The 18,848-nt window shown below is 66.3% G+C and carries 17 protein-coding genes; 12 read left to right on the plus strand and 5 right to left on the minus strand.

The window, feature by feature from the left end; translation table 11 throughout:
* Positions 1 to 13 precede the first annotated feature (13 nt).
* Both CRP50_RS25335 and CRP50_RS23610 read left to right on the plus strand, forming a co-directional pair.
* Entirely contained in the window at positions 14 to 967 is a 954-nt protein-coding gene (locus tag CRP50_RS25335; protein ID WP_141415244.1) for a hypothetical protein, read from the plus strand.
* Positions 968 to 1,185: 218 nt separating this feature from the next.
* Positions 1,186 to 1,635, plus strand: a complete 450-nt coding sequence (locus tag CRP50_RS23610) for a hypothetical protein (RefSeq protein ID WP_097281664.1) — start codon at positions 1,186 to 1,188, stop codon at positions 1,633 to 1,635.
* Positions 1,636 to 1,862: 227 nt separating this feature from the next.
* Here CRP50_RS23610 and CRP50_RS23615 read toward each other — a convergent pair whose 3' ends face one another.
* From CRP50_RS23615 to CRP50_RS23625, 3 genes are all read right to left on the minus strand, one after another.
* The gene (locus CRP50_RS23615; protein ID WP_176525324.1) at positions 1,863 to 2,474 is read right to left on the minus strand and encodes a plasmid pRiA4b ORF-3 family protein; all 612 of its coding nucleotides are present in this window, start codon (positions 2,472 to 2,474) and stop codon (positions 1,863 to 1,865) included.
* A gap of 8 nt (positions 2,475 to 2,482) precedes the next feature.
* Entirely contained in the window at positions 2,483 to 3,373 is an 891-nt protein-coding gene (locus CRP50_RS23620) for a DUF1186 domain-containing protein (protein ID WP_176525325.1), read from the minus strand.
* 408 nt (positions 3,374 to 3,781) lie between these two features.
* On the minus strand, positions 3,782 to 4,120 hold the full coding sequence (locus CRP50_RS23625; RefSeq protein ID WP_141415245.1) for a hypothetical protein: 339 nt from the start codon (positions 4,118 to 4,120) through the stop codon (positions 3,782 to 3,784).
* A 591-nt stretch (positions 4,121 to 4,711) separates the two neighbouring features.
* Here CRP50_RS23625 and CRP50_RS23630 point away from each other — a divergent pair.
* The 9 genes from CRP50_RS23630 to CRP50_RS23675 all read left to right on the plus strand — a co-directional run bounded on the left by CRP50_RS23630 (position 4,712) and on the right by CRP50_RS23675 (position 15,407).
* Complete coding sequence (locus tag CRP50_RS23630; RefSeq protein WP_097281667.1) at positions 4,712 to 4,993, plus strand: hypothetical protein; 282 nt, start codon at positions 4,712 to 4,714, stop codon at positions 4,991 to 4,993.
* On the plus strand, positions 4,990 to 5,379 hold the full coding sequence (locus CRP50_RS23635) for a hypothetical protein (protein ID WP_176525326.1): 390 nt from the start codon (positions 4,990 to 4,992) through the stop codon (positions 5,377 to 5,379). The genes CRP50_RS23630 and CRP50_RS23635 overlap by 4 nt, the downstream gene beginning before the upstream one ends.
* Positions 5,363 to 6,685, plus strand: a complete 1,323-nt coding sequence (locus CRP50_RS23640; protein WP_097281668.1) for a relaxase/mobilization nuclease domain-containing protein — start codon at positions 5,363 to 5,365, stop codon at positions 6,683 to 6,685. Before CRP50_RS23635 ends, CRP50_RS23640 begins: the two co-directional genes overlap by 17 nt.
* 116 nt (positions 6,686 to 6,801) lie before the next feature.
* The gene (locus CRP50_RS23645; protein WP_097281669.1) at positions 6,802 to 7,884 is read left to right on the plus strand and encodes an ArdC family protein; all 1,083 of its coding nucleotides are present in this window, start codon (positions 6,802 to 6,804) and stop codon (positions 7,882 to 7,884) included.
* 761 nt (positions 7,885 to 8,645) lie between these two features.
* Positions 8,646 to 10,058: an RES family NAD+ phosphorylase gene (locus tag CRP50_RS23655; RefSeq protein ID WP_097281671.1), complete on the plus strand. Its 1,413-nt coding sequence runs from the start codon at positions 8,646 to 8,648 to the stop codon at positions 10,056 to 10,058.
* Positions 10,059 to 10,407: 349 nt separating this feature from the next.
* A complete protein-coding gene (locus tag CRP50_RS23660) occupies positions 10,408 to 10,938 on the plus strand; it encodes a sigma-70 family RNA polymerase sigma factor (RefSeq protein WP_097281672.1) in 531 nt (176 codons plus the stop codon).
* On the plus strand, positions 10,898 to 11,995 hold the full coding sequence (locus CRP50_RS23665) for a FecR family protein (RefSeq protein ID WP_097281673.1): 1,098 nt from the start codon (positions 10,898 to 10,900) through the stop codon (positions 11,993 to 11,995). The genes CRP50_RS23660 and CRP50_RS23665 overlap by 41 nt, the downstream gene beginning before the upstream one ends.
* 119 nt (positions 11,996 to 12,114) lie before the next feature.
* Positions 12,115 to 14,379: a TonB-dependent receptor gene (locus tag CRP50_RS23670; RefSeq protein ID WP_097281674.1), complete on the plus strand. Its 2,265-nt coding sequence runs from the start codon at positions 12,115 to 12,117 to the stop codon at positions 14,377 to 14,379.
* Between the two features lie 65 nt (positions 14,380 to 14,444).
* Positions 14,445 to 15,407, plus strand: coding sequence for a hypothetical protein (locus CRP50_RS23675; protein ID WP_097281675.1), 963 nt, complete (start codon positions 14,445 to 14,447; stop codon positions 15,405 to 15,407).
* Here CRP50_RS23675 and CRP50_RS23680 read toward each other — a convergent pair.
* The gene (locus tag CRP50_RS23680) at positions 15,356 to 15,976 is read right to left on the minus strand and encodes a GNAT family N-acetyltransferase (RefSeq protein WP_217992118.1); all 621 of its coding nucleotides are present in this window, start codon (positions 15,974 to 15,976) and stop codon (positions 15,356 to 15,358) included. The two genes, CRP50_RS23675 and CRP50_RS23680, sit on opposite strands and share 52 nt — an antisense overlap.
* Positions 15,946 to 17,499, minus strand: coding sequence for a polyphosphate:AMP phosphotransferase (pap, locus tag CRP50_RS23685; RefSeq protein WP_097281676.1), 1,554 nt, complete (start codon positions 17,497 to 17,499; stop codon positions 15,946 to 15,948). The genes CRP50_RS23680 and pap overlap by 31 nt, the downstream gene beginning before the upstream one ends.
* Positions 17,500 to 17,785: 286 nt before the next feature.
* On the opposite strand from pap, the gene gap reads away from it, so the two are divergent.
* Positions 17,786 to 18,793, plus strand: coding sequence for a type I glyceraldehyde-3-phosphate dehydrogenase (gap, locus tag CRP50_RS23690; RefSeq protein ID WP_097281677.1), 1,008 nt, complete (start codon positions 17,786 to 17,788; stop codon positions 18,791 to 18,793).
* Positions 18,794 to 18,848 lie beyond the last annotated feature (55 nt).

An 18,848-nucleotide genomic window follows, 5' to 3' on the forward strand; every position in this document is an offset into this window, starting at 1 on the left:
CCAAAAAAGCGATATGGGCGACTGCGTCAGGCCAACCTATTTTTATTTGCGGAAAAGTTGGAAAGAAATGAATAAAGAAAAACACACCTGGATAGCCATAACATTGGGCTCTATTTTGCTATCTCCGCTCCTGTTTATTGGCGGCATCATACTTGGCAGCAACACCGATGTCAGCCATGCCTTATCTTCGGATTCGATGTCGTCCTGGGTAAGTGCGGCTGCAACTCTCGCCATTGCCATCCTGACTTTCATTCTCGCGAAGGAGACATGGAACCTTCGCATCTCCCAGATGCAACAAGTTGAACAAATAAGGAAAGATTCTATCAGACCAAGCGTAGAACTGTATTTTCTCCCTTCTCCTGTAGCGTTCCAGTTCATAAACGTTCATGTCGAAAACAACGGAAGAGGGGTTGCAAGAAGTATAAAATTCACATTCCGCCCAGAAGGGAAAGAGTCATTCACTCCAGCAGAGTTGGACGTAATATCTCATCTAGAGAATATCAACATGCTCAAAAGCGGCCTATCCTCCCTAGGTTCTGGAAAAAGTCGATCAAGTTTCGTATTCAGCTTCCTAGATCTTTCTAAAGTACATAAAGATAAAATGTTCGAAGTTCATTTTAGTGTATCTCTCTCGTTCGAAGACGCAGATGGAATAGCGTATATATCGGAATCTATCATCGACTTTTCCGAGTACATTGGCGTGACGGAAATAGGCGGCGGAGACCCGACCTATCAACTTTTTCAGGAAACCAAAAAAATACGTGAAATACTCCAGAGGGTGCAAGGTAATATGTCTTCCGGTCGTTTTAATGTTAACCTATTCACGTCGGAGGACCGAGACAAGGAGAGAGAAGCAATTCGCAAGGAGATTGAAGAAGCCCGAAAGAGCGAGGAGTCTCGCCGTGCGGTTCCACCTGGCGGAGCCGGTCAGCCTGAACCAGTGCCGAATGAGCCTCCAAGGACCTAAAATACCGCTTAGCCGTGGTTCGGCTTCATGGCAACGCGTTCCGCTCCCTGACGGACGGCGACATTGACAAGATCGCGGCTCAGCCCTTCATGCCAGCTCCCGGCATGATTCCCCATGGCGATGATGGTCATTATTGGGGCATGATGCGGAGCCTTCGCTTCGCAGAGGCATTCGGCATCGACATCCCTGCCCACGCCCGGCAATAGAAAGGAACTCGCATGTGGAGATTTAGCCACGGCGACGACGGCACCCTGCAGGTCCGTTTCCCTGACGGTTCTGGAACCACGCTGCCCCCACAAGAGAGTGCTGAGCTTGCCAACCAGCACCTTCACCACCTTGTCGAGAAGGCATGGCCTCAGGAAGACGAGGGAACCCGCATAGCGAACCCTTTCGCGGCGGTCTTCCACGACCTGTTCCGCTTCATGACTCCCGAGGGGATGCAGGCTTACGACGAGATCCCCGAGATGTTCAAGATGCAGCAGGTGAACCCCTACATTCGGGGGAGCATCGCCGTGGTGGCCGCCATGCAGGCAGTGCCGCTTCTTGAACAGGTCGCGAAACCTCTGTGGGAAGGCGATCTTACTCTTCCCGCCGCGATGCGTCTCACGGACGACTGCATCGAGGGCGGCTTCGAGGCGGCATGGGCGGCAATGACTCAGCAGGCGTGAGCCGCAGGTGTTCCTGGTGCTCACGTGTTCGCGAGCCGCCGAAAGCGTTGATAACCCTCGGATTCTTAGGGAACACCATGTCCCCAGCCTACAGCGTTCCCTTTGCGGGTGGTGTTCCACACTGGTGTTCCTGAACACGGTGAGGAACACCATGGCCCCCACGAGAAACGGCAGATTTCGGCCGTTCCCGAGGCCTTGGAACACTGGAACACCAGGAACACCGATTTTCAGGGCTCCGTCGCCTTCCGCCTCGGCACCGTCCGCCGTGCCGCCCGAATGCGTCCCAGCATCGCCCTCACCGCCTCCAGGTCAAGGAACCCCGTGTCGAAAGAGTCCTCGCCCCACCAGTCGGCGACCTCGTCGTGTTCCTCGTGGTCGGGATCGTTGATGGCCGCCAGAAAGTCGGCGTAGCCAGTGGAGCCGCCGCAGTCCTCGGGAGGGCAGGCCCCCGACCAGTCTAAGAGGACGGGATAGTCGACGCCGTCCTCGGATGGCATGACCTTCTCGACCGCGACCTCATGCCGCCAGTCGTCACCGAAGTCGTAGACGTAATCGAACGTGGGCACGCCCCTCGCGACGATCGTCCCGAGCTTGACGTTCCTGTCGCTGTGGATTCGGGTGCCCTGCGTGCCGAAGGCCAGGTCGCCCTCGATGTCGGGTTCGCCGTATATCTTGCCGCCAATACGGAACTCATGGAGGTGCATGTCGAACCAGCCCATCGTCGCCTGTATCACGTCGTGGACGCGGCGGAGCGGGTAGTCGGCGGGCACCTGTACCCGCCGCCATACGGGCGGATCCACGTCCATGAGGGTGATCTTGAGCTGGATGATGTCGGTCATGGTCGCCTTCAGTGCAGGCAGCACTTCTTGAACTTCTTCCCACTCCCGCAAGGGCATGGGTCATTGCGACCGACATGGCGGTCGGGGTTCGTGTGAGTGCCGACATTGGGTAAGGTGCTGGCCCGTTCCACGGCAGGTCGGGCCGCCGCTCTCTTCGCTTCCTCGGAGAAGGCATGCCAAGCCGCAAGGTGCTCCACGGCATCCCCCATCGGGCGGACGCCATCGTAGTGAAAGGCGGCCAAGCCATCGGAGGTCGAGCGGCTGAGATCGACGAACATGCGGAAGAGGTTCTGGTTGACCTCGGACTCGTCGACAAGCCGCCGCTTCACCAGGTCCTCCACGACCCACTCCATGTTGGCGAAGCCGAGCTGGGCGGGCACCCAACCCAAGCCGACCCACGCGAAGTTGCCGTCCCGTGGCTCCATGGTGTTGAGGAGATGGTTTATGTAGCCCTTCATCGCCTCGCGGTCGATCTCGCCCAAGGCCGTGAGGTAGCCCATCGCTTCCAATGCCCCGAAGCGGACGTACTCGTCGCCGTCGGGGTTCTCGATGACCGCCTTCAGGGCTTCCGCGTCGCCATCCCACGTGGAGATCAGGATTCTCTTGAGGCTTTCGGTGACGCCATCGCCGAGGATGTTCTCGGGGGCCTCTGCGTCCATGCACAGGCGGCAGAGCGGCTTGAAGGCCCGCGTCTCGCCGACCTGGCCCATCAGGTGGATGATGAAGAACAGGGCGTTCTCCGCCTCCGCGGAACGGTGAGAGCCGTCAGCATACGCCTCCAGCGTCCGCAGCAACTCGGGAGCGACGGCATCCCAATCGGCGACGGCCGCCCGCATGGCGTCGGCGGGCAGGTCATGCCCCGCGTCGGTGAACGCCAGAATGATGTCGTCAGCTTGCATGGGCTTCCCCGCCATTGATCGCGGAGAGGCTACCACCCGTTTCTGACATCGTCACGAACTCGGTGTTCATGGTGTTCCCGTGTTCCCTGGCGGCTGAAACCCGCACGAATGCTGGCTTTCGCCGTGCGGGCCTGGTGTTCCCGAAGGTGTTTCGAAGCGTGCTCCCAAACATACTACATTGTATTTTTGTTTTTCTAATTGACAAAGACATAGAAGAAGTGCATTATCCTTCTTGTGCACAGCGTTCTGAACTGCCGAACAGGCAGTCGATTCCCTCGGGGTGTTTCTCCGCATCTGCGGAGCATCTATCTTCTCCACGTTAGTGGAGGTAATGAGTGGCAGTTTTCCCCACGGTAGTGGGGTTCAAACAGAAAGAGGCGGATTCTTCGGAGTCCGCCTCTTTTGCTGTCACGCATCCTCCTCCCGCTCCTCGTCGTGCCGCCGCCACAACTCCTCGGTCGACAACTCCATCCCCTCAGGCGGACGCGGGTGCCCGTGGTTGTCGAAGGGCAAGAGCCTGCCGCTCTGCCATTCATCCAGCACCGCCGCGACGAGCGTCATCGGGCCATCCTCCCGCCGCCAGTCGACGAGCCAGCCCATCGCCAGCACGCTCGTCTTCACTTCCCTGACCCGCCAAGCGTAGTCCTGCGAGGATCGCAGACGGGAGGCGGTGACATTGACGATCTCCACCTCTGCAATGGTGCGAGCCAGATCCCTGTCTCCATGCGGCTCCAGATCGACAGTCACCCTCAGCATCACTTCCCCCTTTCTCGGTGTTCCAGGTGTTCCCGTGTTCCCTATGGCGTGAAAGCCGCGGAATCGCTGGCTTTCCGCTGAGGGAGACGGTGTTCCCGTCGGTGTTCATCACGGTGTTCGGGAACACCAGCGGGTTGCCCGCGATGCAGGGCGTCTCAGGTTGATGTAACCTGGCCCAGGTCGGAACAGTTTGAAATACTTTGCACATTTCCGTTGCACGGGCCAACGGGAGCGTTGCACGGATGCTGACGATCGAGCGTCTTCCCCCGAAGTGCCGTAAACGGCGGCGTATATGGACGTAGACGTAGATGCCGTGCGAGGCTGTCCACAGAGCACTGCCCTGGCCCGCAATCTCGTATACAAGAAAAGTATACAGCGTAGACGAAGACGCCACGGCGGAACGTCAACAAAGCACTCCCGAAATGCCGAATCCGTATACAAGTCTTCAGCTCCCAAAGGCTCGAAGGCCTGTTACTTCTGTCTACACGGAACCAAAAGGGAAGCAAGCCATGGCGTCTACGACACCGCTTGCAAGGGTGCTTCGCCCCCGTTGACCCCCAACCCATGGACAGGAGATCACCTATGCCCACCACCATCGCCACCACCCTCGTCGCCGCCGATGCCTGGAGCCGCTGGCTTCTGGCGACCATGGACGACCACCTGGCGGAGGCCGCCTTCGACGGCGTGCCCATCGATATGCTCGCCGTCTCGTCGGCCTACATCGCCCACGGCACGCAGATTGCCTTCCATGTCGGCGACGTTCCGCCCGCCGACCTCGCCGAACACCTCCGCCGCCTCGCCGACTGCGTCGAGGAGGGCCTTCATAGGGTGCCCGTCCTCGTGGACGGCAGGGGGGACGCATGAGTGAGAAACGGCTCCACGTGGTGAGCTTCAGACTCACCGACGGCGAGGCCGCCCACGTCGACGCGGCGGCGGCGACAACCAAGCCTGTTCGCTCCCGTCAGGACTGGTGCCGAGCCGCCTGCCTGCACCTCGCGAAGGCCAAGGTGCCGAACCCGCCGCCACCGAAGCGGAACCCCGCGAGACGGCTTCCCAAGGCGGATGTCCAGGCCCTTGGCAAGGTGCTCGCCGCCCTCGGCAAAGTGGGCGGGCACACCAACCAGATGGCGAAGGCCGCCAACCAGAACGGCCGCCTGCCGCAGATCGAGGAACTGACCAAGGTGCGTGTGGTCCTTGAGGACATGCGGGCCGACCTTCGTGAGGCATTGGGTCATGGTCATCAAGGGTAGCTCGCGGGGGCAGTCCCCTGCCGATTGCCGCAGGCTGGCCGACCATCTGCTCGACGGGTCGGAGAACGAGTCTGTCGCGGTGCTGGAGGTTCGCGGGGCGGTCGCCGAAGACCTGCACGGGGCCTTCGCCGAGTGGAAGTCGGTGTCGCTGGCGTCGAGGGCAAAGAAAGCCCTGTACCACGCCTCCGTCAATGTCGGCCGCCACGAGGCCGAGATCATGACCGAGGCCAGGTGGCAGGAGAGCGTCGACGAGCTTGAACGTCGCCTCGGGCTGACGGGGCGGCCTCGGGCGGTGGTGCGGCATCGCAAGCGGGACCGCGACCATGTCCACGTTGTCTGGCTCAGGGTCGATCCGCTGACGCTGAAGGTCGCCAGCGACAGCCACAACTACCGCCGCCATGAGGAGGCCAGCCGAGAGCTGGAGGCCCGCTTCGGCCTGGACGCGGTCGTCGGTGCCCATACCAGGCCCGAAGGCACGGCCCGCCCCGTCGCCGCCGCCGCCCATAAATGCTGGCAGGCGGCGGAGCGGACGAAGATGCCCGTCGCCGAAGTGGCCGCCGCCATCCGCGGGGCGTGGCGGGAGTCGGTGGATGTGCAGAGCTTCGCCGCCGCCCTGGAGAAACGAGGCTTGTCCCTTGCAAACGGCGACCGTGGAATCGTGGTCGTGGATCGGGCGGGGACGCCGCACTCCATCGCCCGCCGCCTCGGGATCAAGGCGGCTCAGGTGAAGGAGCGGCTGACCGACCTGGACACGACGAGCCTGCCGACGCTGGCAAGCAGGAAAAAGAACAGGGAACGCAAAGGGAATCTGATGAAGAAAGAGACGAAGAGAACCGCATGGGGCATCGAGGCTCTCGGGCCGATCAAGCCGATGGACTGGGACCGCGTGGAGGCATGGTGGCGGGAACGGGGCTTCGATCCTGTTCGCGAATGGAACCGCCTCATAATCGACGCCTACGGTGCTACTTGGTCCGACTATGGCGACCGCATCGAACTCCACTGTGACGGCGAGCCCACCGACGAGCAGATCGCCGCCATGGTGCGGGCGGGCCGCGAAAGGGGCTGGCAGAGCGTCCGTTTCTACGGCGGTTCCGAGGACTTCCAGCGACGGGCCAGGGAAGAGGCGATCAGGCAGGGCTACTCCCCTGACCGCATCACCCTTGAATGCGAGGAGGGGCGAAAGGCCAAGGAGCCGATGCCCGAGCACCTGAAGAAAGCTCTTGGAACACCGGAACACGCGGAACACCAGGAACACCGCCAAACAGAGGAGGCCGACCATGAGTACGCCGACGCACCCCGACTCTGACGACGTCATCCTGACGTGGGAGGAGATCACCGACCTCGGGCTGGAGGAGGCTCCCGCCGACGCGGGACCGAGCTGGGAGGAGATCAGGAAAGCGAGACGCAGGGGGAGGACCGACGATGACCAAAGGCACTAAACGACAAGCTTCACAAAGGCAGGACCACTACCAGATCGTCACCGACCGCATCATCGCCGCCCTGGAGGCGGGCACACCGCCGTGGCGGAAGCCGTGGGACGCGGGCAAGGCGGCGATGACGGGGCCGCTCAATGCCGTGACGGGGCACCGCTATCGAGGCATCAACGTCCTCCTGCTGGGCATGGACCCGAAGGCGTGGGAGACGGGCGACCCCCGCTGGTGCTCGTACAAGCAGGCTCAGGACAAGGGGTGGCAGGTCCGCAAGGGCGAGAAAGCCTCCACGGTGTTCTTCTTCAAGACTGTCGAGGTGGAGAACCGCGACAGGGTGGACGACAACGGCGACCCCGAGAAAGCGGTGGTGCCCGTCCTGCGGTCCTACCCCGTTTTCCACGCCTCGCAGATCGAGGGCATCCCCGCCTACGAGCCGCCGACGATCGGGGATGCCCCCTGGCGGCGGCCCGAGGCCGTGGAGACCATTCTTGCCAACTCGGGCGTCTCGTTGAGGGTCGGCGGTGACAAGGCGTTCTACTCGCCCAGCACCGACCACATCCAGCTTCCGCCCGACGGCACGTTCTCCAGCGTTCAGGCATGGGCTGCGACGGCGATGCACGAGCTGGGGCACGCGACAGGACATCCGAGCCGCCTGGACCGCGACCTGCGGAATCGCTTCGGCTCCCGAGCCTACGCCCAGGAGGAGCTTCGGGCGGAACTGGCCTCGGCCTTCATGGCCGCCGAGCTGGGGATCCCCGCCGAACTGGAACAGCACGCATCCTACATCGGGTCATGGCTCGAAACCCTGAAACAGGACAAGCGGGAAATCTTCAGGGCGGCGGCGGACGCTCAGCGGGCGGCGGACTGGTGTCTTACCTGCCACCCCGACTATGCCGCCACCTTGGACGCGACGACGAAGGATAAGGAGGCTGAGAGCACGCCCATCGCCGCCTGCGGCGTTCCGTTGCCTCCCCAGGACGAGGAAATGCCCGACCACCTCAAGGCGGCTCTGGGCATGTCGGTGCCGACGGCACAAGCGAACTCGGCTCCTGCCTACGGAGGGCCGCGAATATGACGGGACCGCTGGCACCGTGGGTTGCCCGTCAGGAGGAGATGGCCGTCGCCAAGGCTGTGCGGCATCTCCTCACAGCGGGGGCTTCCGACAGGGGCGTGACCACGCCCCGCCATTGGAGAGCATTGGACACCGAGTTGGCCGCCTACCTGCGGCACGTCGACGCCGTCGGCCAGGAAGCGTGGTCCGAGGAGCTTTCCCGCGTCCGCCGCCGCCAAGCCGCCGCGACGGAGAGAGGCGATCATTGGGCAGGTGGCGGTGCCCCTGCCCTGTCGCTCGTGGCCATCATGGACCTGATGCCGACGTGGCGGGCATGGGGGCGGATGCTAAAGGAAGGGCGGACCTGAACCTTGGCCATCGTGCCTCGCCCTCGTATAATGCGGCCTTTCCCAAAAGGGGATGTGGACCACTCATGTGGACCAATCGCGTGGACCAGTAGAGGCACGTCGCACTGAAAACGGCGGAGAAGCTTGTTGTTTCGGGGACGTCAGGTTCGAATCCTGCCGCCCCAGCCAACTTCTCCCGATCCACGACATGATCGATGTCGGAATCGGCTAAGGATGGGATTCTGCGGCTAAGGATGGGACTCGTCAGTTAAGGATGGGACCGGCGGGACGATAGATCGTTGATTGTTCGACACTTTCGCCCGAATCAGGCAAGCGTGCTCGGCGGGAGCGGACGGACAAGCTGATCCTGATGGTGTCGGTGTTCGCAATGCGCCATCATCGGCCCGCTGCGATTCCTATGGCCGACCGAGCACCACCATGGCTGACGATGCAACGCGCTGGCTCTGCTCTCTGTGCACCACCGATCCAGGTTTGAAGGATCGGATCGAAGACGAGCACACCGAAGCCACCTGCCATTTCTGCGGACGCCATGGGCTGGCGATGCCTCTTGAGGACGCTGCAGATCTTTGCCATGGGGTCTTCACGAAGTTCTTCGGCCTGACACCCGCTGACCCTGACGTCTTCGAGCGCCTCGATCCATCCTGGGAACGTCATGGTGAGGCGCCGCGGGACGTGCTTGTTCGTGCTGCAGGTGTCGATGTGGACGTTGCGGATGAGCTTGTTGGTTGCCTCTCCGACGACTACGGATACCGTGCGGTGAGGGACGGAGACGAGGATCCATACGGACCCGAGGCGAGGTATGAAGCCATCGCCGCGGATGATCGGACATTTCAGGACGAATGGCTGGCTCTTCAGCTAGAACTGCGCGAGCGGTCGCGGTTCTTCAATTCTGAGGCCGAAGACATCCTCGGCAGAATCTTCGGCGGCCTGGAAAGCCTCCAGACCTTCCAGAAGCAACCGGTCGTCGTCACGATCCCGCCCGACGATCCGGACGCCGTTTTCTGGCGGGCTCGGCTGTTCATGACCCAGAGCGAAGCGGAGGACGCTCTCGTTGATCCGGCCGGCTCGATAGGTCCGCCACCTCCGCAAAAGGCGCGGGCCGGCCGCATGAATCCGGCAGGCGTGGCCGTCTTCTATGGCAGCCAGGACATCGACGTGTGCCTCGCCGAGTTGCGCCCGCCGGTCGGATCATGGATCGTCGCTTGTCAGTTCCGGCCATTGCGCCCGTTGCGGCTCCTCGATCTTCCTGCGCTCGAGGCCGTTTACGAGGAGGGCAGCTACTTCGACCTTGATTTCGGGACACGACGGGAGCGGGCAGCCTTCTTGTCCACGTTCTGCACCCAGGTCGCGAGGCCGGTTCTGCCCGGGGAAGAAGATCTCGGGTACCTGCCGACGCAGGTGATTGCAGAGTACCTCGCCGATAAATTGCACATCGATGGGATGTTCTATCCGTCGCCCCAGGCCGGCGGCGACCGTCACAACGTCGTGCTGTTTCATCGGGCTGCGCGCGTACGGCAACAGCTCCCTGCCGAGGGCGAGGAGCAGACCGGGCAGATCGAGGTATTGGAAGAGGGGATTGAAGCTGTTGTTAGGGTTACACGCATGCCTCCTGCGCAAGTCGCTGCGGAAAAGGCCGAGGCGCTCGAACTTCTCGACTTTCCCGGAGAGGCGTGGCTTTCCCAGTGGCCGGCCGTGGCCCAGCCGGAAGATCCGCGCACGGAAACCATCGAGGTCGTGGCGGGTAGCGTCTACGTGAACTACGTATTTGCGGTAACTGTGGGTGCCGCCAGCACTAAGGTCAGCTACTTTGACGTGTCGGACTGGCCGTGAATTTCGCAGTCGCGACGGTCCGCGCAGTTTTAAGAGTACCGCCTAAGACTTCATCATCAGCCCCCTTATCCGCCGTAACACATTTATTGGGACCTTCCTTCGGGGGATCCCCCCATGAATGCTCCGCCGCAATGGCCGCAATAGCCGTCGGTAGGGCCGGAGGAGAGTTTCATCTCCTGGTTCACAGGCTCGCCTAAGCCAACTGGCTGTTGCCGCCGGAGCTCTACGCGCCCGCGGCCTGCGCAAAATCCACCCCCACCGCCTCTTCCGGTTTGACAAGCGCACCCTGCGGCCCCTTAATGCGAACGATACGCATTTTCACGTTGTAAGGTCCCCCGGAGCCCCTTCCATGCCCACGCCGCGGCAGAGCGACACCCTGTTCCGTCTGCTGATGGCCCATCGGCGTCGCCTGGTCCGCTATGCCCGCACCATCGTCGGTGACGACCATCGCGCCGAGGACGTGGTGCAGGATGCCTTCCTGCGGCTCGACGGGGCGGTGGAGGCCGGGCCCAATGGGGCGGCGGCGGTGAGCAAGCCGGTGCCGTATCTCTATCTGGTGGTGCGCAACCTGGCGGTGGACGCCCGTCGGCGCATGACGCGGGAGGAGCGGCGCACGGCGCCCGAGGACGGCCACTTCGCCATGCTCGCCGGCGATCATCCGACGCCCGAGGCCACCGTCATCGCCCGCGACGACCTGCGCCGGCTGGAGGCGGCGCTCGCCGAACTGCCGGAACGCACCCGGGTCGCCCTGAAGCTGCATCGCGTCGACGGGCTGCGGCTGGTCGACATCGCCGCGGAGCTGGGGGTCTCCGTCGGCACCGCCCACCGGCTGGTGAGCGATGCCCTGGATCACTGCCGGCACCGGCTGCGCCGTTCCTGACGCCGCCATGACCGCCGCCCCCGACACGCCCGCACCCCGAGCCAACCGCGGCCACAGGACCATGACCGAGGACTCCACGCCCCCCGCCGCCCCGCCGGCCTCCGCCGAGGAGTGGCTCGTCCTGCTGCAGGACCGCCCCGACGACGCGGCCCTGCACGCCGCGCACCGGCGCTGGCTGGTCGCCGACCCGGCCAACGCCGACGCCTGGCGCGAGGCGCAGCGGGTCTGGGCGCTGCTCGGCGACCCGGAGGGTGCGGCCGTGGTGACCCGCGCCGCCGCCGCCGCCGACCCCCTGTACCATCGTCCCGTCACCGTACCGCCGCGCCGCCGCCCGAGGATGGCCGCCGCCGTCGCTGCCCTCGCCGCCTGCGTCGTGTCGGTGATCCTCTTCGGCGGCGGCTCCCTCGCACCGGCGGACGTCGCGACCGGCGTCGGCGAGACCCGCCGCATCCTCCTGGCCGACGGCAGCACCGCCGTGCTGGCACCGCAGACGGCGCTCGACGTCGCCGTGGACGCGGCCGAGCGGAACGTCATCCTGCGCCGCGGCACCGCCTTTTTCGAGGTGAAGCCCGATCCGGCCCGCCCCTTCACCGTCGGGGCGGGCGCGGTGCGGACCACCGTGCTCGGCACCGCCTTCGAGGTGGGGCGCGACGGCGAGGCGGTCCGCGTGGCGGTCGAACACGGCCGGGTGCGCGTCGACGCCGCCGGCGGTGCGGCGGCGGCCGTCACCCTGTTGGCCGGCCAGGCGGTACGTGTCGATACGGCGGGCATCGGCGCGGCGGAGACCCTGCCGCCGGCTCTGGTGGCGACATGGCGCGGCGGGCTGCTCGCGGTGCGCGACGAGCCGGTCGGCGCGGTGATCGACCAGCTCGCCCCCTACTTCGGCGGCTGGATCGTCGTCGCCGACGAAACCCTGGCGCAGCAGACCGTCACCGGCCTCTACGACCTGTCCGACCCGGCCGCCGCCGTCGCGGCCGTGGCCGCCGCTCACGGTGCCGCCGTCTACCGTATCTCGCCGTGGCTGCTGGTCCTGCGCGGCGGCGGCGCGGACGGGTAGGCATCTGCCCCCGAACTATTTCTGAAAATGCCGGCAGGCCCCGTCGTCTTCTTCAGGATGATGCGAATGCGTTGCAATCGCGCGATGACCGTAGACCGAGCGAGAGAACGAGGAAGACCATGTCCCAAGAGGTTTCGCGCCCTTCCCAGCCGGCGGTGAGCGGCACGTCCCTGGCCGCCCTGGCCATCGCGGGTGCCCTGCTGGCGGCCCCCGCCGCGGCGCAGACGGCCGGCGGCCGACCCGAACTGGCGCAGGCGGCGGCCGTGCGCACCTTCGCCATCCCGCCGCAGCCGCTGGCCGACGCCCTGACGCTGTTCGGGCAGCAGGCGGGCGTGCAGGTGACGGCCCGCGGTGAGGCGGTGCGCGACGTCCGCACCCCCGGCGTCGACGGCGAGATGAGCGTCGACCAGGCGCTGGGCCGCTTGCTGGCCGGCACCGGCCTCGGCTACCGCATCGCCCCCGGCGGCACGGTGACCATCGAGTCCGTCGCCCCGGCCGCCGAGGACGGCGCCATCCTGCTCGACCCCATCCGCGTGGAAGGCACCGCCGACGCCCGCGGCATGGCCCGCGGCGCCGATGCCGCCGCCGCCATCGCCGTCGGCCCGGCGGAGCTGGAACGCCGCAATCCGGGCAAGATGCAGGACGTGTTCGCCGGCGAGTCCGGCATCTCCGTCGGCGGCGCCGTGCCGCTCGGCCAGAAGGTCTACGTCAACGGCATCGAGGAAACCAACCTGGCGGTGCGCATCGACGGTGCCCGCCAGAACAACAAGGTCTTCCACCACACCGGCACCAACCTCATCGACCCGAGCCTGCTGAAGGCGGTGCGCGTCGACCCCGGCGTCGCGCCGGCCGATGCCGGCCCCGGCGCCCTCGGCGGCGCCATCACCTACGAGACGGTGGACGTCGACGACCTGCTGGCGCCGGGCCGCGTGCTCGGCGGTTTCGTCACCGGCAGCTACGCCACCAACGGCGACACCGTCACCGCCGGCGCCTCCGCCTACGGCCGCTCCAACGGCCTGGAACTGCTCGGCTACGTCAACCGGGCGGTGGGCGACAGCTACGAGGGCGGCAACGGCCGGACGGTCGACGGCACCGCTGCCGACCTGGTCTCCGGCCTCGCCAAGCTGGCCTATGAAAGCCCCGGCGGCCACCGCTTCGAGGCAGCCGCCGAGCGGGTGAAGGACGACGCCGACCGGCCCTACCGCGCCAACATCGGCCGCCTGCCCAACCGGCCGGACCCGGTGGTGCGCGCCTACGACATGGACCGCCGCACCGTCTCGTTCACCTACGGCACACCCGACGCCGTCGGCCTGTTCGACCCGGAAGTGGTGCTGGCCTACAGCGAGACCGAACTCGGCATCCCCGAGCCCTTCGGCAGCATCGGCACGACCAGCAGCGCGTCGGGCCGTATCGCCAATACCTTCAACCTCTCGCCCGTCGACAGCGTCACCGCCGGCATCGACTTCTACGACGACGAAGCGCACTACGAGGACCCGACCGCCGTGATGGCGGAGAAGGCCCGTAACGTCGGCGCCTTCGCCCAGGCGCGGCTGCAGCCCATCGCGCCGCTCGACCTGTCGTTCGGCCTGCGCGGCGACCACCAGTGGTTCGAGGGCGTGAACGGTACCGAAATCGAGAGCGCCGGCCTCAGCGGCAACGTCTCGGCCGCCTACCGCCTGACCGACATCGTGACGCTGACGGCGGGCTATTCCAACGTCTGGGGCGGCATCGCCCTGGCCGAGAACTACATCCTCAACGACCGCTGGTCCTACGACCCCGACATGGCGTCAGTGCGGGCGCAGAACTACACCGCCGGCATCGAGACCGACTGGCGCGGCCTGAGCTTCGGCGCCCGCGTGTTCCGCAGCGACTTCGACGACGCCCGCGACGAAAGCTTCCGCGGCGGCCCCTCGCTCACCACCGACTTCGAGACGCGCGGCTACACCCTGTCGGCCGGCTACCGCTGGGCGACCGGCTTCGTCACCGCCAGCTTCACCGACAGCGAGATCGAGGTCGCCGGCCGCGCGCCGGACACCGACGTGACCCAGTACCTCGGCGCGCCGCTCGGCAAGATCATCGCGGTGGAAGCCGCCCACCGCTTCGACTCGGTCGGCGTCAGCGTCGGCGGCGTCGTGCAGGCGGCCCTGAAGAACACCGACACGGAAGAGGCCGGCGGTCAGGCCCTGCCCGCTTACGAGGTGGTCGACCTCTACGTCGAATACGAACCGGCGATGCTGGAGGCGGTGACGCTGCGCCTGGAGGCCAACAACGTGTTCGACGAGAGCTACGCCGACCGCGCCACCTACGGCCAGGACTTCGCGACCGTGGAGCCCCTGCGCGAACCCGGCCGGTCGTTCCTGCTGAAGGCCAAGGCCACCTTCTGACGCCTCCCTTGCACCGGCGGCCCGGCCCGCCATACTGCAGGCTTCGCCGCCGGTGCAGAGAGACCATGCCCGCCCCATCCGTCCACCGCATCGTCGCCGTCGACTGGAGCGCCCGCAGCGGGCTCGCGCCGGTGCGGCCGAGCCGGGATTGCCTGTGGGCGGCCACCGCCCGGGTCGGAGCGGCGGCGGAGCCGGAGGCCACCTATTTCCGCTCCCGCCTCGACATCACCCGCTTCCTGCAAGAGCGCATCGCCGAGGCCACCGCCGCTGGCGAGCGAGTGCTGATCGGGTTCGATTTCGCCTTCGGCTACCCGGCCGGCACGCTGGCGGCGCTGGGCGTCGAGGGCGGCTGGCGCGGGATGCTCGGCCTGATGGCGGGGCTGATGCAGGACGACGGGGCGGAGAACACCCGCTTCGCCGTCGCCGACCGCCTCAACGCCCGCCTCGGCGGCGGGCCGGGGCCGCTGTGGGGGCACCCGCACGGGCGGCGGTTCGAGCATCTGGCGCCGCGGCGCGGCGTCTTTCCCCATGTCACCACCGACGGCCGCGCTCTGCCCGAGTTCCGCCGGGTGGACCTGCCGCTGCGGGGGCGCGGGCTGCAGTCGGTGTGGAAGATCTGCTACACGGCCAGCGTCGGCGGCCAGACCCTGACCGGCCTGCCGTGGCTTCATCGCCTGCTGGACGATCCGCGCGTGGTCGCCTGGCCCTTCGACACCGGCTTCACGGCCGATCCCTTCGCCGTCCGCCCCGGCACGGTGGCGGTGCTGGCCGAGATCTGGCCCGGTCTGCGGCCCATCGATCCGCGCTGGGCCGGCGGCATCCGCGACGAAGGCCAGGTGAAGACGGTGGCCGACGCCCTGCGCACGGCGGCCGAACGGAGCGAGACGGCGGCGTTGTTCGCGCCGCCCGCCGTGCTGGCCGACACGACCCTGGCGGCCGTCGCCGCCGGCGAGGAAGGGTGGATCCTCGGCGCGCCCTACTCCGCCGGCGCAGCCGCTCCCGCCCAGGCGCCGCGCTCGCAGGCATAGGCGACGCGCACCAGATCGCCGTCGCCGGTGAAGCGGCCGACCAGTGACAGGCCGGCCTTCTCCAGCACGCGGCAGGAACCGACGTTGTCGGCCCGCGCCGTCGCCACCACCCGTTCCACCGCCGGCTCGGCGAAGGCGCGGGCGACCAGGGCGCGCGCCCCTTCCGTCGCCAGCCCGCGGCCCCACAGGGCGCTGCGCATGCGGTAGCCCAGTTCCACCACCGCCGGATCGCCGCCGTCGCGGGTGAAACGGAACCAGCCGCAGAAGGCCGCCTCCGCCCGGTCCTCGGCCAGCCAATAGCCGAAGGGCCCGTCGCGGCCGTTGGCGGCGAGGAAGCGGCCGAGGGTGTGGGTCAGGCTCCAGGTGGCGTCCGGAATGCGGTTGCCGGCTTTCAGGAAGGTGCCCGTCGGCCCGACCACCGCCGGGTCGCCGTCCAGTTCCAGCACGTGCGGCGCATCGTCCGGCGTGAAGCGGCGCAGCCGCAGCCGCGCCGTCTCCAGCAGGACCTCCGCACCCGCCCCCGTCACCGCCGTCCCCGTCACCCGAGCCGCCGTTCGAGGGCGTCGCACACCGTCTCGATGGTCTTCACCCGCGCCCAGCGCTTGTCGTTGGCTTCCACCAGGGTCCACGGCGCGGGGTGGGTGGAGGTGCGCTCGATCATCTCGTTGACCGCCGCCTCGTAGTCGTCCCAGCGTTCGCGGTTGCGCCAGTCCTCGTCGGTCAGCTTCCACTTCTTGTAGGCGATTTCCTCGCGGGCCTTGAAGCGGGCGAACTGCTCTTCCTTGGTGATGTGGAACCAGAACTTCACCAGCACCGAGCCGTGTTCGATGAGCTGTTCCTCGAAGTCGCGGATTTCCGAATAGGCGCGCTTCCATTCCTCCTGGGCGGCGAAGCCCTCCACCCGCTCCACCAGCACGCGGCCGTACCAGCTGCGGTCGTAGATGGTGACCCGCCCGGCCCGCGACAGATGGCGCCAGAAGCGCCACAGGTAGTGGTGGGCGCGTTCCTCGTCGGTGGGCGCAGCGACCGGGATGACCTGGTAGTCGCGGGCGTCGAGCCCGGCGGTGAGGCGGCGGATGGCGCCGCCCTTGCCGGCGGCGTCCCAGCCCTCGAACACCAGGATGGAGCTGACGCCTTCCGCCCGCGCCCGGCGCTGCAGGCCGTTGAGGCGGGCACGCTGGATCTGCAGGTGCTCGCCGTAGTCCTTCTTGTCGTAGGCGCGCGTCATGTCGAGCGACGACAGGATGGACGGCATGCGCGTCAGGATGGCCGCGCCCGTGCCGGCGGGCTTGCCGGCGGCCTCCTCGGCGGCGGCCTCCACCTGTGCCGCCTGCTTCTTCTCGCGGGCGTCGAGGGTGGACACCAGGCGCTTGCGCATCTGCTGCGCTTCGATGTGGCGCAGGGCGGCGTCGCGGATGGCGGTGAGCACGGTCAGCGCCCGGTAGCGCGGGTCCAGGCCCTCGACGATCTGCCAGGGGGCGTGCGCCATGCTGGTCTGCACGATCAGGCGTTCGGACGCCGTGATGAAGTCCTCGTACATCTCCCAGTGAGTCCAGTCGCGGTCGGTGACGCGCCACGACTCGTGGGGGTCCTTCTCCAGGGCCTTCAGGCGCTTCTTCTGTTCCTTCTTGCCGAGGTGCATCCAGAATTTCAGCACCAGGGCGCCGTCGTCGGCCAGTTCCTTCTCGAAGGCGGCGATGCGGTTCAGGCGTTCGTCGAACCGCGCCTCGTCGATGCGGCCCCAGGCGCGGTCGAGCAGCGGCTGCGAGTACCACGCCGACAGGAAGAGGCCCATCTTGCCCTTGGGCGGCAGATCGCGCCAGTAGCGCCAGAACACCGGGCGCTCGCGTTCCTCGTCGGAGGGTTCGCCGTAGGCGCGGGTGACGATCCAGCGCGGGTCCATCCACTCGTTGAGCAGGTTCATGGTCTCGCTCTTGCCGGCGCCGTCGACGCCTGCGAACAGGATGACCACCGGAAAGTCGCAGCCGCGCAGGCGCTGCTGCAGGTCGACCAGTTCTATGCGGAGCGTATCGGCGACGGCCTCGAAGTCTTCCTTCGAAACCGTGCGGCCCAATTCGGCGGTGCGGAACATCCCCTCTCTCCCGTCGTGCGTTCGTCTTCGACGGTGACGAGACTACCGCCCCACGCGCCGCGCGCAAACCGTGCAAGTACCTGATATGACGGACGTCGAGCATGTCCTACGCTCGCGGGTGGGTTTTCACGCGGTGGATACCGAACGGTAACCGCAATGGCGCTGGATTCGTCTGCGGTTCTGTGAGAAACGATAGGACCCGTTTTTGACCGCCCCGACGGGCGGTTGCCCCCTGTTCAAGCCGGCCCGCGTTCCGGGCCGCAAGATCATCATGACGGAGGATGGTATGGCAGTTCGCGTTGCGATTAACGGCTTTGGCCGCATTGGCCGCCTTGTTCTGCGCGCCCTCGTCGAGTCCGGCCGCTCGGACATCGAAGTCGTCGCGATCAACGACCTCGGTTCGGCCGAGGCCAATGCGCACCTGCTGAAGTACGACTCCGTCCACGGCATCCTGCCGGCCGAAGTGTCCGTCGAAGGCGACAGCATGGTCGTCGGCGACAAGCGCATCAAGGTCATCGCCGAGCGCGACCCGACCAAGCTGCCGTGGGCCGAGCTGAAGGTCGACATCGTCGCCGAGTGCACCGGCATCTTCACCGACAAGGACAAGGCGAAGGTCCACCTGGAGGCCGGCGCCAAGCGCGTGCTGGTGTCCGCGCCGTCCAAGGGTGCCGACCTGACCGTCGTCTACGGCGTCAACCACGACAAGCTGACCGCCGACCACACGGTCGTCTCCAACGCCTCCTGCACCACCAACTGCCTGGCCCCGGTGGCCTGGGTGCTGAACGAGACGTTCGGCGTGCAGCACGGCTTCATGACGACGATCCACGCCTACACCGGCGACCAGCGCACCGTCGACACCCTGCACAAGGACCTGTACCGCGCCCGCGCCGCCGCCATGTCCATGATCCCGACCTCCACGGGTGCGGCCAAGGCCGTCGGCCTGGTGCTGCCGGAACTGCAGGGCAAGCTGGACGGCGTCGCCGTGCGCGTGCCGACCGCCAACGTCTCGCTGGTCGACCTCAAGGTCGTGCTCGGCAAGACCGTGACCGCCGAGGAAGTGAACGCCGCCGTCAAGGAAGCCGCCAACGGCCGCCTGAAGGGCATCCTCGGCTACAACGAGCTGCCGCTGGTCTCCATCGACTACAACCACAACGCCAACAGCTCGACCTTCGACGCGCCGGGCACCAAGGTGCTGGAAGGCAACTTCGTGCGCGTGATGTCGTGGTACGACAACGAGTGGGGCTTCTCCAACCGCATGCTCGACACCGCGGTGGCCATGGGCAAGCTGCTGTAATCGCAGCCTTTCCCGACCCACTCAGATTCTAAGGACCGCCCCCGCGAACTTCGGC

It is taken from the genome of Caenispirillum bisanense, assembly GCF_900230255.1.
In the GTDB taxonomy this organism is placed as follows: Bacteria; Pseudomonadota; Alphaproteobacteria; order Rhodospirillales; family Rhodospirillaceae; genus Caenispirillum; species Caenispirillum bisanense_A.

Coding starts and splice junctions, on each gene's coding strand:
- CRP50_RS25335 (WP_141415244.1), top strand. CDS start 14: ATGGGCGACTGCGTCAGGCCAACCTATTTTTATTTGCGGAAAAGTTGG.
- CRP50_RS23610 (WP_097281664.1), top strand. CDS start 1,186: ATGTGGAGATTTAGCCACGGCGACGACGGCACCCTGCAGGTCCGTTTC.
- CRP50_RS23615 (WP_176525324.1), bottom strand. CDS start 2,474: ATGACCGACATCATCCAGCTCAAGATCACCCTCATGGACGTGGATCCG.
- CRP50_RS23620 (WP_176525325.1), bottom strand. CDS start 3,373: ATGCAAGCTGACGACATCATTCTGGCGTTCACCGACGCGGGGCATGAC.
- CRP50_RS23630 (WP_097281667.1), top strand. CDS start 4,712: ATGCCCACCACCATCGCCACCACCCTCGTCGCCGCCGATGCCTGGAGC.
- CRP50_RS23635 (WP_176525326.1), top strand. CDS start 4,990: ATGAGTGAGAAACGGCTCCACGTGGTGAGCTTCAGACTCACCGACGGC.
- CRP50_RS23640 (WP_097281668.1), top strand. CDS start 5,363: ATGGTCATCAAGGGTAGCTCGCGGGGGCAGTCCCCTGCCGATTGCCGC.
- CRP50_RS23645 (WP_097281669.1), top strand. CDS start 6,802: ATGACCAAAGGCACTAAACGACAAGCTTCACAAAGGCAGGACCACTAC.
- CRP50_RS23655 (WP_097281671.1), top strand. CDS start 8,646: ATGGCTGACGATGCAACGCGCTGGCTCTGCTCTCTGTGCACCACCGAT.
- CRP50_RS23660 (WP_097281672.1), top strand. CDS start 10,408: ATGCCCACGCCGCGGCAGAGCGACACCCTGTTCCGTCTGCTGATGGCC.
- CRP50_RS23665 (WP_097281673.1), top strand. CDS start 10,898: ATGCCCTGGATCACTGCCGGCACCGGCTGCGCCGTTCCTGACGCCGCC.
- CRP50_RS23670 (WP_097281674.1), top strand. CDS start 12,115: ATGTCCCAAGAGGTTTCGCGCCCTTCCCAGCCGGCGGTGAGCGGCACG.
- CRP50_RS23675 (WP_097281675.1), top strand. CDS start 14,445: ATGCCCGCCCCATCCGTCCACCGCATCGTCGCCGTCGACTGGAGCGCC.
- pap (WP_097281676.1), bottom strand. CDS start 17,499: ATGTTCCGCACCGCCGAATTGGGCCGCACGGTTTCGAAGGAAGACTTC.
- gap (WP_097281677.1), top strand. CDS start 17,786: ATGGCAGTTCGCGTTGCGATTAACGGCTTTGGCCGCATTGGCCGCCTT.